Source organism: Nocardioides sp. NPDC006273, assembly GCF_040613495.1.
GTDB lineage: Bacteria > Actinomycetota > Actinomycetes > Propionibacteriales > Nocardioidaceae > Nocardioides.
Map to the genome: position 1 here is coordinate 153910 of NZ_JBEXSD010000001.1, position 14075 is coordinate 167984.

The 14075-nt window shown below is 68.9% G+C and carries 12 protein-coding genes; 11 read left to right on the forward strand and 1 reads right to left on the reverse strand.

The annotated features are described in order from the left end of the window. Nucleotides 1-97 precede the first annotated feature (97 nt). The 9 genes from gcvT to ABZZ22_RS00790 all read left to right on the forward strand — a co-directional run bounded on the left by gcvT (nucleotide 98) and on the right by ABZZ22_RS00790 (nucleotide 8625). A complete protein-coding gene (gcvT, locus tag ABZZ22_RS00750) occupies nucleotides 98-1240 on the forward strand; it encodes a glycine cleavage system aminomethyltransferase GcvT (protein ID WP_354925752.1) in 1143 nt (380 codons plus the stop codon). Then, a complete protein-coding gene (locus ABZZ22_RS00755) occupies nucleotides 1240-1497 on the forward strand; it encodes a hypothetical protein (RefSeq protein WP_354925755.1) in 258 nt (85 codons plus the stop codon). Before gcvT ends, ABZZ22_RS00755 begins: the two co-directional genes overlap by 1 nt. Before the next feature lie 30 nt (nucleotides 1498-1527). After that, nucleotides 1528-2370, forward strand: coding sequence for a PhzF family phenazine biosynthesis protein (locus ABZZ22_RS00760; RefSeq protein WP_354925758.1), 843 nt, complete (start codon nucleotides 1528-1530; stop codon nucleotides 2368-2370). 14 nt (nucleotides 2371-2384) lie between these two features. Next, complete coding sequence (locus ABZZ22_RS00765) at nucleotides 2385-3179, forward strand: thymidylate synthase (protein WP_354925761.1); 795 nt, start codon at nucleotides 2385-2387, stop codon at nucleotides 3177-3179. A gap of 37 nt (nucleotides 3180-3216) precedes the next feature. Continuing rightward, nucleotides 3217-4173: a dihydrofolate reductase gene (locus ABZZ22_RS00770; RefSeq protein ID WP_354925923.1), complete on the forward strand. Its 957-nt coding sequence runs from the start codon at nucleotides 3217-3219 to the stop codon at nucleotides 4171-4173. 265 nt (nucleotides 4174-4438) lie between these two features. Continuing rightward, nucleotides 4439-5080 carry a hypothetical protein gene (locus tag ABZZ22_RS00775; protein WP_354925764.1) on the forward strand — a complete coding sequence of 214 codons (642 nt, stop codon included), beginning with the start codon at nucleotides 4439-4441 and terminating at the stop codon, nucleotides 5078-5080. A gap of 5 nt (nucleotides 5081-5085) precedes the next feature. Then, nucleotides 5086-6024: an LLM class F420-dependent oxidoreductase gene (locus ABZZ22_RS00780; RefSeq protein ID WP_354925767.1), complete on the forward strand. Its 939-nt coding sequence runs from the start codon at nucleotides 5086-5088 to the stop codon at nucleotides 6022-6024. Between the two features lie 16 nt (nucleotides 6025-6040). Then, entirely contained in the window at nucleotides 6041-6928 is an 888-nt protein-coding gene (dapA, locus tag ABZZ22_RS00785; protein WP_354925770.1) for a 4-hydroxy-tetrahydrodipicolinate synthase, read from the forward strand. Nucleotides 6929-6939: 11 nt separating this feature from the next. Continuing rightward, nucleotides 6940-8625: a ribonuclease J gene (locus tag ABZZ22_RS00790; RefSeq protein WP_354925772.1), complete on the forward strand. Its 1686-nt coding sequence runs from the start codon at nucleotides 6940-6942 to the stop codon at nucleotides 8623-8625. Nucleotides 8626-8643: 18 nt separating this feature from the next. Here the strand turns inward: ABZZ22_RS00790 and ABZZ22_RS00795 are convergent, their stop codons facing one another. Then, nucleotides 8644-9300, reverse strand: coding sequence for a lysoplasmalogenase (locus ABZZ22_RS00795; protein ID WP_354925775.1), 657 nt, complete (start codon nucleotides 9298-9300; stop codon nucleotides 8644-8646). A gap of 76 nt (nucleotides 9301-9376) precedes the next feature. On the opposite strand from ABZZ22_RS00795, the gene ABZZ22_RS00800 reads away from it, so the two are divergent. Then, a complete protein-coding gene (locus ABZZ22_RS00800) occupies nucleotides 9377-12046 on the forward strand; it encodes a DNA translocase FtsK 4TM domain-containing protein (protein ID WP_354925778.1) in 2670 nt (889 codons plus the stop codon). Further along, nucleotides 12043-13992, forward strand: a complete 1950-nt coding sequence (locus tag ABZZ22_RS00805; protein ID WP_354925780.1) for a helix-turn-helix domain-containing protein — start codon at nucleotides 12043-12045, stop codon at nucleotides 13990-13992. Before ABZZ22_RS00800 ends, ABZZ22_RS00805 begins: the two co-directional genes overlap by 4 nt. Nucleotides 13993-14075: the final 83 nt, after the last annotated feature.

Sequence of the window (14075 nt, forward strand, 5' to 3'; positions counted from 1 at the left end):
TGTGCGCAGCAGGCGGATCGTCAGCAGTCTCCGATGTGGGCACGCCGGGAGGGGGCGCGGACCGGGCTGTGCCGCTGAGGTGCGATAAGTTCGCAGTATGGCTGAAGAGACCTCCATGGGGGGCGGGTCGGAGCTGCTCCAGTCCCCTCTGCACAAAAATCACGTCGAGCTCGGCGCGAAGTTCGGTGAGTTCGGCGGCTGGTCGATGCCGCTGGAGTACGCCGGCGTCGTCAAGGAGCACACCGCGGTCCGTGAGGCGGTCGGGGTCTTCGACGTCAGCCACCTGGGCAAGGTCATGATCAGCGGGCCGGGTGCGGCCGAGTTCGTCAACGCCTCCTTCACCAACGACCTCAACCGGATCAAGCCCGGCAAGGCGCAATACACACTGTGCTGCGACGAGGAGACCGGCGGCATCGTCGACGACCTGATCGCCTACTACCGCGACGACGAGCACGTCCTGATCGTTCCCAACGCCGCCAACACCCCGGAGGTGGTGCGCCGGCTCGCGGCCGCCGCGCCCGAGGGGATCAATCTCGCCGACCACCACCGTGACTACGCGGTGCTGGCCGTGCAGGGGCCGAAGTCAGACGAGCTGCTCGAGGCGGTCGGTCTGCCGGCCGGCCACGAGTACATGTCCTTCGTGGAGGCCGCCGCTCCCGACGTGCTCGGTGACGAGATCGGCGTCGTCGTGTGCCGGTCGGGTTACTCGGGCGAGCGTGGCTACGAGCTGATCGTCGCCAACGAGGCCGCTGGCGCGCTCTGGGACGCGCTGCTGTCCCGGGGTGAGGAGCTCGGCGCGGTGCCGTGCGGCCTCGGCGCCCGCGACACCCTGCGTACGGAGATGGGCTACCCGCTCCACGGCCAGGACATCGCCCTGGACGTCACTCCCAACGAGGCCGGCCTGGGCTGGGCGGTCGGCTGGAAGAAGGACGCGTTCTGGGGCCGCGACAAGCTCGTCGCCGAGAAGGATGCCGGCCCGAAGCGCGCCCTGCGCGGCATCGTCGCCGTGGGCCGCGGCATCCCGCGCCCGCACATGTCGGCGTCGCTGACCGCCGACGTCCCGGTCGGCGAGGTCACCTCCGGCACCTTCTCGCCCACGCTGAAGAAGGGCGTCGGACTGGTGCTCGTCTCGACCACGGTCAACCCGGAGGCCGAGATCGGCATCGACGTCCGCGGCCGCCGCGAGATCTTCCAGCTCGCCAAGCCGCCCTTCGTCCCTTCGCACGTCCGGGAGGGCTGATGAGCATTCCTGACGTGCCCTCCGTGTTCAAGCAGCCCACCGCTGCCGAGCGACCCTGGTGGTGGCAGCTGGTGGACGCCTCGGGTGCCGAGGTGCCGATCGAAGGCGAGCTCGCCGGCCAGCGCTTCGCCAACCAGAGCGACGCCGAGTCGTGGGTGGGCGAGGTCTGGCAGGAGCTTCTCGACGCGGGTGTGGCCGCGGTGGTGCTGTTCGAGCACGACCGCCAGGTCTACGGCCCGATGAAGCTCTCCGCCTGAGGCTCTGCTGGCCCGGCTAGGCTCACGCGCGTGACTGCCTACGAGTTCAGCCAGGTCGACGTCTTCACCAACGAGCCGCTGCTGGGCAACCCGGTAGCCGTCGTGCACGGGGCCGATGGTCTCACCGACGAGCAGATGGCCGCCTTCGCGCGGTGGACCAACCTCTCCGAGACCACCTTTTTGCTGACGCCCACGGACCCGGCCGCCGACTACCGGCTGCGGATCTTCACGGTCAGTGGTGAGCTGCCCTTCGCGGGTCACCCGACGCTCGGTTCGGCGCACGCCTGGCTGGAGGCGGGTGGGAAGCCCAAGGGGGCGAACCTGGTGCAGGAGTGTGGCGTCGGGCTGGTCGAGCTTCGCCGCGACGAGCGGATCGCCTTCGCGGCGCCGGACCTGATCCGGGGCGGCGACGTCGATGAGGAGACCCTGGTAGCCATCGCGAAGGGTCTGCAGATCGCGCGGGACGACATCCAGGGCGCGCAGTGGTGCGACAACGGTCCGGGCTGGGTCGGGGTCATGCTGGCCGACGCGGAGGCCGTGCTCGCCGTGACGCCCGACCACGCCGCGCTGGGGGATCACAAGGTCGGTCTCGTCGGGCGCTACCCCGAGGGCAGCGAGTGCGCGGTCGAGGTCCGGGCCTTCTTCCCGGCCGACGGCGTCGCCTTCGAGGACCCGGTCACCGGCTCGCTCAACGCCGCGCTGGGGCAGTGGCTGGCGGGGTCGCAGCTGCCGGAGGCGTACGTCGCCTCGCAGGGGACCATCCTGAAGCGGAGTGGACGGGTGCACGTGGTCTCGACAGGCTCGACCACCGGGGGGTCGGTGTGGGTGGGCGGAGACACACTGACCACCATCCGCGGGACGCTCGAGCTCTGACCTAGGCTGGGGCCGTGCAGCCCTACCTCGATCTGTTGACCCGCATCCTCGACGAGGGTGTGGAGAAGTCCGACCGCACCGGGACGGGCACGCTCAGCGTCTTCGGTCATCAGACCCGCTACGACCTGGCCGAGGGTTTTCCCCTGCTGACCACGAAGAAGGTCCACACGCGGTCGGTCTTCGGGGAGCTGCTGTGGTTCCTGCGCGGTGACACCAACGTGCGCTGGCTCCAGGAGCGCGGCATCACGATCTGGGACGAGTGGGCCGACGAGAACGGCGACCTGGGCCCGGTCTACGGCTACCAGTGGCGCTCCTGGCCCACCCCCGACGGCCGTCACGTCGACCAGATCGCTCGGATCATCGACCAGATCAAGCAGGACCCCGACAGCCGCCGCCACGTCATCTCCGCGTGGAACCCGGCCGACATCGACGACATGGCGCTGCCGCCGTGCCACACGCTGTGCCAGTTCTACGTCGCCGACGGCAAGCTGAGCCTGCAGCTCTACCAGCGCTCCGCGGACGTGTTCCTGGGGGTGCCGTTCAACATCGCCTCCTACGCCCTGCTCACCCACATGGTCGCCCACGTGACCGGCCTCGAGCCGGGTGAGTTCGTGCACACCCTCGGCGACGCCCACCTCTACAGCAACCACCTGGACCAGGCCCGTCTCCAGCTCACCCGCGAGCCGCGGCCGCTGCCGACGCTTCGGCTCAACCCGGAGGTCAAGGACATCGACGCCTTCGAGCTCGAGGACATCACGGTGGAGGGCTACGACCCGCACCCCGTCATCAAGGCTCCCATTGCCGTCTGAAGCATTGCCGGCTGAGGCCGGTTCCGGGCGCATCGTCATGGTGGCTGCGGTGGCGGAGAACGGCGTCATCGGCAACGGCCCGGACATCCCCTGGAGGATCCCCGGCGAGCAGGCCGAGTTCAAGGCGATCACGATGGGTCACACGCTCGTCATGGGTCGCACCACCTTCGAGTCCATCGGCCGCCCGCTTCCGGGCCGCACGACCGTCGTCCTGACGAAGGACGAGACCTGGTCGTACGACGGCGTCCTCGTCGCCCACGACATCGACACCGCTCTCGCCCTGGCTGCGGGGGAGCAGGGCGACACGATCATTGCCGGGGGAGCGCAGGTCTACGAGGCCGCTTTCCCCTACGCCACCGACCAGGTCATCACTCGCGTCCACCTCACGCCAGAGGGCGATGTCTTCTACCCGTCCTTCGACGAGACGGAGTGGGTCGAGATGAAGCGCGAGCCGCACGAGGCTTACGACCGAGTCTTCCTGACTCGCGTCGAGGTGGCCGACACCGCCGACCCCGGCGAGCTCTGGCCCGTCTACCAGGAGGTCTGGGGTGATGAGACCCGCGACGCCTTCGACGGCATTTGGGCAGCGCACAGCGCCCGGGACGGCTTCAAGATCGCCGCTGTCCGTCGCGGAGGCAACCTGGTCGGTTTCGCGTGGGCGTACGTCGGGCAGCGCGGTCAGCCGTGGTCCGACCGGATCACCGAGGCCCTGCCGGCGGTCGCCGAGGAGTGGGTCGGCCGACATTGGGAGGTGGCCGAACTAGGGGTGTTGGACCAGTGGCGTGGCTACGGTCTCGGGCGAGCATTGCTCCGCGCTGTCACCGATGTACCGTGCGAACGCATGGTCCTGGAGACCGATGCGGACGAGAGCAAACCGGCCCATCGCCTCTATCTGTGCGAGGGCTGGCTTGACATCGCCCGCGTGCCAGACACAGACAACGTCCTTATGGGCAAACTGCAAGCACCCGGGTCGACGGTTGATCCTCCCTCGTAGAACGGGGGCTACGAGAGAGGATCCGAGCTTGTGAAGCGTTCACAAGCTCGGATCCTCTGTAATAGCGGCCGATCAGTCCCCTGCCATAGAGAGCCCGGAGCCGATCGCGTCATGATCGGCCCCCGCTTGTAGGCCCCGCAGTCTTGTCTGCAAGGACACCGACAATGAGCCAATACACGTAGACCCGCGAGTTCCCTGAGTCCGATGTGAGTGCGCCGATCCCGATGCACCGGAATCTGTCGGTGCTCGCACGTATGTTCGGCACATGTGGATCACTACGACCGAAGCCGTGCTCCGGCTCGCCGACCTGCACCTGCTGGGCGAGGCCCAGGCGAAACGGGTGCTGCGTGCGGGACTGGCCGGGCCGCGGCACCGGGTGGGGGCTGCATACTTCTATGAGAACGAACGGTTCCAAGAGCTGCTCGCGCGGCCGAGGTGCAGCGATGAGGCGCTGGACCGATGGCGGCCGTTCATCGCCCGCGTCGGACGTCAGCGACCCCTCGACCTGAACGCCACCTGGGAGGAGCAGGCCGCGGTCATGGCAGCGCATTGGCGCCTGCCGCTGCTGACCGCCTTCCAGATAGCCGCAAGGAAGCCGCTCCCGCTGGTGGCGACCCTCGGCGCTTGGGCGGTCTTCGTCGCCGACCTCGTCGGCCTGGACAGGGCAGACCTGCGGCTCGAGCCACCAGGGATCTGGGCGGAAGACTTCACCAACACCTGGCTCCCGATCGAGAACGGCCCGGCCTGGACGATGTGGGGTGCGCCGGTGACCACACTGCCACGCGCCGACCCGCTGAGCGCGCACTACTCCCAGCAGCTCGAGGCGGACCGAGAGGCCCGCAGGCTCCGCTCGACCGCCCGACGTCGAGCCCTGGCGCGGACTCTCTTTACCGAACCCCTAGAGTGACGACCATGGATCTGCGCATCTTCACCGAGCCACAGCAGGGGGCGTCCTACGCCGACATCCTGGCCGTCGCACAGAAGACCGAGGAGCTCGGGTTCGGGGCGTTCTTCCGCTCCGACCACTACCTGAAGATGGGATCGGTCGACGGGCTTCCCGGACCGAGCGACGCGTGGACGACGCTCGCCGGCCTGGCGCGCGACACGAGCACGATCCGGCTCGGCACGCTGGTGACCTCCGCGACCTTCCGGCTCCCGGGCGTGCTGGCCATCCAGGCCGCCAACGTGGACGACATGTCCGACGGCCGGGTCGAGCTCGGCCTGGGGGCGGGCTGGTTCGAGGAGGAGCACCAGGCGTACGGGATCCCGTTTCCCGCTCTGGGCGAGAGGTTCGACATGCTCGAGGAGCAGCTCGAGATCATCACCGGGCTGTGGGCCACCGAGCCCGGGGCGACCTTCGACTTCGAGGGCAAGCACTACGCCATCAAGAACAGCCCGGGCCTGCCGAAGCCGGTCCAGACCCGGGGCCACTCCGGCTCGATCCCGGTGATCGTGGGCGGCGGCGGCAAGAAGCGTACGCCGACGCTGGCCGCAGCCTTCGCCGACGAGTTCAACGCCGCTTTCGTCTCCGTCGAGGAGTCCCAGGCGCGATTCGAGAACGTCGGACGCTTCCTCGAGGTCGCCGGACGCGACGACTCGATCGTCTACTCGGCGGCCCAGGTGCTCTGCGTCGGCCGTGACGAGGACGAGATCGCCCGTCGTGCGCAGGTGATCGGTCGCGAGCCCGCCGAGCTGCGTGAGAACGGCCTCGCCGGGACTCCGGACGAGGTGGTCGCCAAGATCAAGCGCTTCGAGGACGCCGGCGCCAGCCGGATCTACCTCCAGGTGCTCGACCTGAGCGATCTCGACCATCTCGGACTCGTAGCCGACGAGGTCCTTCCGCGCGTCTGACGATAGTCTGTATGCCATGACTGATGCTCCGTTCGGCGCCGTGCTCTCAGCACTCGTCACGATCTTCAACGACGATGGGTCGGTCGACCTGGAGCAGACCCGATGCGTCGCCAAGCACCTGGTCGATCACGGACACGACGGCGTCGTCGTCTCCGGCACCACCGGCGAGTCGCCGACCACCACTCCGGCCGAGGACGGCGAGATCCTGGCCGCGGTCAAGGACGCTGTCGGCGACCGTGCCAAGGTCGTGGCCGGCATCGGCACCAACGACACCCGCACCACTGTCGAGCTCGCCAAGCAGGCAGCCAAGATCGGCGCCGACGGCCTGCTGCTGGTGACGCCCTACTACAACAAGCCCGGCGAGCGCGGCATCCGCGAGCACTTCCGCACCGTCGTCTCCGCGACCGACACCCCGGTCATCCTCTACGACGTCCCCGGCCGCACGGGCTCCCCGATCACCCTCGACACCTACCGTGAGGCGATCACCTGGGACACGGTCGTCGCGGTCAAGGAGGCCGCCGGCGACTTCCCGCGCGGCGCCCGGCTGCTCGACCTCGGTTACACGATCTACTCCGGCGATGACGCGCTCACCCTCGCTTGGCTGGCGCACGGCGCCGTCGGCGTGATCAGCGTCGCCGCCCACGTGCTCGGCGACCAGACCCGGACGATGATCGACGCCTTCGCGGCAAGCGACATCGAGACCGCCCGCAAGACTTATGCGCGGATGCTCCCCGCGATCGACGCCATCATGGGCGTCCCGAACTACGGAGCCACCACCGCCAAGGCCGCACTCGAGCTGACCGGCGTGATCGACAACCGTCGTGTGCGAGGGCCCCTGGTGGCGCTCGATGACGACGAGGTCGAGGCGCTGCGAGCCGGGCTGGAGGCCTCTGGCCTTCTCTAGAAGGAATGCCTTTGTCTCACCCACACCCGGAGCTGACCGAACCCGGCCAGCTCCCCAAGGGCGGCCTGCGAGTCACCCCTCTCGGCGGCCTCGGCGAAATCGGCCGCAACATGACCGTCTTCGAATACGACGGCCGACTGCTCATCGTCGACTGCGGCGTGCTCTTCCCTGAGGAGCACCAGCCGGGCGTCGACCTGATCCTGCCCGACTTCGGCCCGATCCGTGACCGGCTCGGGGACGTCGAGGCGCTGGTCCTGACCCACGGTCACGAGGACCACATCGGGGCAACGCCCTACCTCCTCCGGGAGCGGCAGAACATCCCGCTGGTCGGCTCCGAGCTGACCTTGGCCCTGCTGGGCTCCAAGCTGCGCGAGCACCGCCTGCGGGAGACCGTCCAGCACAAGGTGCGTGAGGGCGACACGATCTCCTTCGGGCCGTTCGAGCTCGAGTTCGTGGCGGTCAACCACTCCATCCCGGACGCGTTCGCGGTCGCGATCCGCACCCCGGCGGGCCTCGTCCTGCACACCGGTGACTTCAAGATGGACCAGCTTCCGCTGGACGGCCGGATCACCGACCTGCGGGCATTCGCGCGTCTGGGGGAGGAAGGCGTCGATCTCTTCCTGGTCGACTCCACCAACGCTGAGATGCCCGGTTTCACGACCGGGGAGAAGAAGATCGCGCCCGCGATCGAGCAGGTCTTCCGTGAGTCGGACCAGCGCATCATCGTGGCCTGCTTCGCCTCACACGTGCACCGCGTCCAGCAGGTACTCGACAGTGCGGTCGCGCACGGCCGCAAGGTGGCGTACGTCGGTCGCTCGATGGTCCGCAACATGCAGATCGCCGCCGACCTCGGCTATCTGCACGTGCCCGACGACGTCATCGTCGATGCCAAGGAGCTCGCCGACCTGCCGCCGGAGAAGGTCGTCATGGTCTCGACCGGCTCGCAGGGTGAGCCGATGTCGGCGCTGTCGCGGATCGCCAACGGCACCCACAACTTCGTGCACATCGAGCCGGGCGACACCGTCCTGCTGGCCAGCAGCCTGATCCCGGGCAACGAGAACTCGATCTACCGGGTGATCAACGGGCTCGCCCGCCTGGGCGCCAACGTGGTCCACAAGGGCAACGCGCTGGTGCACGTCTCCGGCCACGCGAGCGCCGGGGAGCTGCTCTACTGCTACAACATCGTCCGTCCACGCAACGTGATGCCTGTCCACGGCGAGGTGCGCCACCTGCTCGCCAACGGTGACCTGGCCCGCCAGACCGGGGTCGAGAGCGTGGTCTACGCCGAGGACGGCGTCGTCGTCGACCTCATCGACGGCAAGGCCGAGATCGCGGGCAAGGTCGAGTGCGGCTACGTCTTCGTCGACGGCACCACCGTCGGTGACGTCACCGAGTCCGAGCTCAAGGACCGCCGGATCCTCAGCGAGGAGGGCTTCGTCTCGATCGTCATCGTGGTCGACTCGGTCAAGGGCACCGTCGCCAGCGGACCCGAGATCCACGCCCGCGGCCACGTGTGGCCAGACAACGCCTTCGAGCCGGTCAAGCAGCCGATCATCAAGGCGGTCAACCGGGCCATCTCCGAGGGCGCGACCGACACCTACCAGCTGCAGCAGGCCATCCGGCGCACCTTCGGGCGCTGGGTCTCCAGCACCCACCGTCGCCGCCCGATGATCGTCCCGGTCGTCATCGAAGCGTAACGAGCGAGGCGCGAAGCCCTACGCGAGCGCGAGCAGCACGCCAGCCGTGATCAGCGCCTGGCCGACGTGATAGGTCACCATGATCTCCACGTTGGTCAGGCGCGGCGGCTCGTTGCCGTGCTCGGCCAGGTTGAGCCCGATCAGGGTGTCGCTGACCACGAAGACCAGCGCGCCGGCGGCGATCCACACACTCCCGGTCAGCCAGCCGAGCACGAGCATGGTGGCGATGACCAGGGAGTACGCGGCCAGTGCCGCCATCATGGGCCGCCCGCCCATCAGCCGCGCGCCCCGCAGAACTCGGCCCATCGGGATGCCGAGCACCAACGCGACCGCGACGCCGGCCCAGGACCACCCGGGCGCGTCCAGGCCGAGGGCGAGGAACGCAGCGGCGTACGCCAGATGGCCGACGAAGAAGAGCGCCACGCCGCCGAGGAAGCGCCGGGGAGACGACCCGATCATCGAGATGTCGCCGAGCATCCCGAAGAAGAGCGCGACGACCAGCCACCAGGTCGCCGTCTCGCCGTCGCTGAGTAGCAACGTCAGCCCCATCAGCCCCACCATCACCAGGGGCTTGGTCAGGTAGTGGAGTCGGCGCCGTTCGGACCACACGCACGTCCAGTCCGTCACGGCGTCGGCGACGGTCAGAAGGGCGATCAGGACGGCGATGCTCTGCATGGCGGCAAACTACACCGATGCAACACACCCCCACGGGGTCCCGGAGCCAGACCACCTGGTCAAATACCCTGTTTGTATGGCGACCCGTACGTCTTCCCCGCCGGGTTCGCGGAGCTCGACCACAGCCAAGAGCACCCGTCCCCGGAGTACGACCACGACAAAGCGAGCAACGGCCACGAGCCGGGCCCGCTCAAAGGCAGCGCCTCAAAAAGGACAGACCAAGCGCCGTCCCGCAGCAAAGACAAGCAACAGGAAGACGAACCGTACGCCACCTCGTGCCGTTCGCAACGGGCCCAGCCCGCTCGCGGTCCTCTTCGACGCCATCTTCTCGACCATCGCCAGCCTGTGGCTGGCGATCGCCGGGGGAGTGGCGGCCCTCTTCCGAGTCGGTGGCCAGGCCGCCAGCGACCTCGAGCCGGAGCACCGGCGGGACGGCGCCGGCCTGTTCCTGATCGGCCTCTCCGTCCTCGTCGCCGCCGGCGTCTGGTTCCAGCTCGGCGGGCAGTTCTTCGACGTCGTCCGGATCGCGGTGGCCGGGGTCGTCGGCAAGGTCGGCTGGCTGGTGCCGGTCGGCCTCGTCGTCGCCGGTGTCCGGCTGATGCGCGACCCGGTCGACGCCGCGCCGGTCGGGCGGATCGTGATCGGCTGGTCGGCGTTCTTGATGGCCACGCTCGGCATCATCCAGATCGCCAACGGCAACCCGCAGCCCACCTCCGGCGACAGCAGCGAGCTGCAGTGGGCCGGGGGTGCGATCGGCTACGTCGTGGCCAGCCTGCTCCTCGATGTCCTGCGCTCGACGGCCGTCGTCGTCGTACTCCTGTCGTTGCTCGTCGTCTTCGGCATCCTGGTCATCACCGGGACGCCGCTCTACCAGGTGCCGAGTCGGCTGGTGGACCTGCGCGACCGTGCGCTCGGCCTGACCCCGGTCGAGGAGCCGGGCGAGGGCGGCACCAACATGCGCCGGGTGCGCAAGGGCGGAAAGCTCTTCGCTGACGACGACACCTTCGACCCCGAGGGCTTCGAGCCCTACGAGACGCCGCTCCTCGAGGAGGAGAAGCCGAAGAGGAGGCGCAAGAAGGACGGGCTCGACATCGCGCTCGCGCTCGACGAAGACTCCGACGCCGACACCCAGCCGAACGAGGCGGCACCGAGCGACGCCGCCGGCCTCCTTCCCGCCGTCGGCGAGACCGCCCCGAAGGCCGGTAAGAAGCGCGAGCTGGAGCCGCCGCCCCACACCGAGCTGCCGCAGCGGGTCGAGCAGCTGATGCTCGCCGGAGACGTCGCCTACACGCTCCCGGCCAGCGACCTGCTCAAGCCCGGCTCGCCGCACAAGGCCCGCTCCAAGGCCTCCGACGACATCGTCAGCCGGCTCCAGTCGGTGCTGGAGGAGTTCAACATCGACGCGGCGGTCACCGGCTACACCCGGGGCCCGACGGTCACCCGCTACATCGTCGAGCTCGGGGCCGGCGTGAAGGTCGAGAAGATCACCGGGATCCAGAAGAACATCGCCTATGCGGTCGCCTCCGCCGACGTACGCATCCTCTCGCCGATCCCCGGCAAGTCCGCCGTCGGTGTGGAGATCCCCAACATCGACAAGGAGATCGTCACCCTCGGCGACGTGCTGCGCTCCAATGCGGCGCGCAACGACCACCACCCGATGATCACCGGTGTCGGCAAGGACGTGGAGGGCGGCTTCGTGGTCGCCAACATGGCGAAGATGCCGCACCTGCTGGTCGCGGGTGCCACCGGCTCGGGTAAGTCGTCCTTCATCAACTCGCTGATCACCTCGATCCTCATGCGAGCCACGCCGGACGAGGTGCGGATGATCATGGTCGACCCCAAGCGGGTCGAGCTCAACTCCTACGAGGGCGTGCCGCACCTGATCACGCCGATCATCACCAACCCGAAGAAGGCCGCCGAGGCGCTGGCCTGGGTCGTACGCGAGATGGACATGCGCTACGACGATCTGGCCAACTTCGGTTTCCGCCACGTCGACGACTTCAACAAGGCCGTCCGCGCCGGAAAGGTGCAGCTCCCGCCCGACTCCGAGCGGGTCCTGTCGCCCTATCCCTACCTGCTGGTCATCGTCGACGAGCTCGCCGACCTGATGATGGTCGCCCCGCGCGACGTCGAGGACGCGGTCGTACGCATCACCCAGCTCGCCCGTGCCGCCGGCATCCACCTGGTGCTGGCCACCCAGCGGCCCTCGGTCGACGTCGTCACCGGTCTGATCAAGGCCAACGTGCCCTCGCGGCTCGCCTTCGCGACCTCGTCGCTGGCCGACTCGCGCGTCATCCTCGACCAGCCCGGTGCGGAGAAGCTGGTCGGCCAGGGTGACGGGCTGTTCCTGCCGATGGGCTCGTCCAAGCCGATCCGTGTGCAGGGCTCGTGGGTGACCGAGTCGGAGGTCAACGCGGTCGTCAAGAGCGTCAAGGGCCAGCTGGAACCTTCCTACCGCGAGGACGTGACCGCGCCGGCGGAGTCCAAGCGGGTGCTGGACGACGACATCGGCGACGACATGGACCTGGTCATCCAGGCGATCGAGCTGATCGTCTCCACCCAGTTCGGCTCGACCTCGATGCTGCAGCGCAAGCTCCGCGTCGGGTTCGCCAAGGCCGGCCGCCTCATGGACATCCTCGAGTCGCGCGGCGTGGTCGGTCCCTCCGAGGGCTCCAAGGCGCGCGACGTACTCGTCAAGCCTGACGAGATCGACAGCGTGATCGCAACGATCCAGGGGGAGAAGTGAGCGAGAATTCACCGGCGGCCGAGACCGTCGACCCTGTTGAAAAAGTCGATACGACCGAGGCAACCGAGACGCCCGAGCCGGCCGAGACGGCTGCGAGCGACGAGGCTCCTGAGGTCGACGTCGACGTCGTCGAGGTACGCCGCAACGGCCGTCTCGCACTGGTCGTGGCGCTCGCCTCTCTCCTGGTCGGTCTGGCCTTCGTGCTGCGCGGCGGCATCGAGGGCTATCTGGTCGGCCTGATCCTGCTCGCCGTCGCGGCGGTGCAGGGCTGGACGGCATGGGACTCCCGGATGCCGCTGCTGCTCGTGGACGAGCAGGGCGTCCGCCTCCGCTTCGGCCAGACCTGGCAGGGCATCCCGTGGTCGAAGATCGAAGCCGTCGAGCACACCCCGCGTCCCGACGGGATCGAGCGGTTCTGGAAGGACGGTCGCATCGGCGTGCTGCTGCACGACGAGGACGAGGTGCTCGATGAGCTCTCCCCGAGCGCCCGGCGCCAGGCGATGTTGACCCAGCGTCTCTACGGTCTGCCGTTCTCGATCCCGCTCGGCCTCTCCACCCGTGTCCTCGGTGCCGGTGACGACGTGACCGAGGCCATTGCGATCGTGGCCGCCGACGGCGTCGAGGTCGTCGAGATCGACCCCGCGCTCGAGGCGACGGAACCGGAGACGGATACCGACGCGACCGCCGAAGAGGCCGGTCACGAGGCAGACGACGAGCTCGTCGTGGACGACGGTGACACCGCGGTCCGTCCGCCCCTCTCCGCGCAGGCCGACGACACCAACCCCCGGCTGCTCCGGGTCTTGGACGAGCCTGATATCAATGCCGCGGACGTGGTGGACGAGGCGGGACAGGACCAGGTGGATCGGGACACACAGGACGAGACGACGCCGACGACCGACCCCGAACCCGAGGTGAAGTCCGAGGCGGCGGTGCCGCTGCGTGAGCCCTCGACCGCGGTCCGGGTGGACGTACGCTACGTGCCGCCGGAGCCGCAGGAGGCGGTCGCCGTCCACGGCGCGAACGCGCTCCAGCTGGACGCGGCGCAGCCCCGCTCCCATGCTGATCTCGACGCAGACGCCGACGCAGACGCCGAGGACGATGCGTTCGCGATCGAGCTCGACGACGACTCCGAGCTCGAGGGCGTACGTCCGCTCGTCGGGCCCGACGAGCAGGTCGATGCGCTCTCGATCGACGGTGTGGACGACGAGCCCACCGCGCAGATGTCGAACCAGGTCCCCGGGATCGGTGCCGAGATCGCCGCTGCACGCCGCCGGCTCGCGCTGGACATGGACGGACTGGCCGAGTGGACCCGGATCCGGCCCCACGTCATCGAGGCGATCGAGGTCGACGACTTCGGCCCCTGCGGTGGCGACTTCTACGCCCGTGGCCACCTGCGCACGCTGGCGCGTGTCCTCGGGATCGAGGTGGCACCGCTGCTGCGCACCTACGACGAGAAGCACGCCTCCGGCCCGGTGAGCGCGCGCGCCGTCTTCGAGGCCGAGCTCGCCCACAGCGCCGCGATCCGCCCGGCCCGGCGGATGCGGGGCGGTCCGTCCTGGTCGGTGCTCGTCGCCGCGGTGATGGCGGTCATCCTGGTCTGGTCGGTCGCGCGCCTGGTCGTGGACGGCACCCAGGGCCAGCCCGAGGCCGGCGCGATCCAGCTCGACGGCTCGGCCGGCACCGACAGCCCCTACGGCAAGTCCTCGCCCGTTCCGGTGACCATCTCCGCTGCCGGGGGCGAGGCCCACGTGGTCGTGCGCGACTCGCGCGGCAAGGTGGTCTTCAGCGGAGACCTCGCCTTCGGCGAGTCCAAGGAGCTCCAGGTCACCCCGCCGCTTCGGGTCCAGACCTCCGACGGCTCTCTCAAGGTCGCCATCGGGGACGGCAAGGCCAACGAGCTCGGCAAGACCGGCGAGGCCGCTCAGCGCACCTACACCGCCAACTAGCCACGTCTCCTACGTCGAGGATGCCGAGTCGGCTCATCCTGACCAGATTCCCCGCCGAGTCGGCTCGTCATGACGCGCCGACT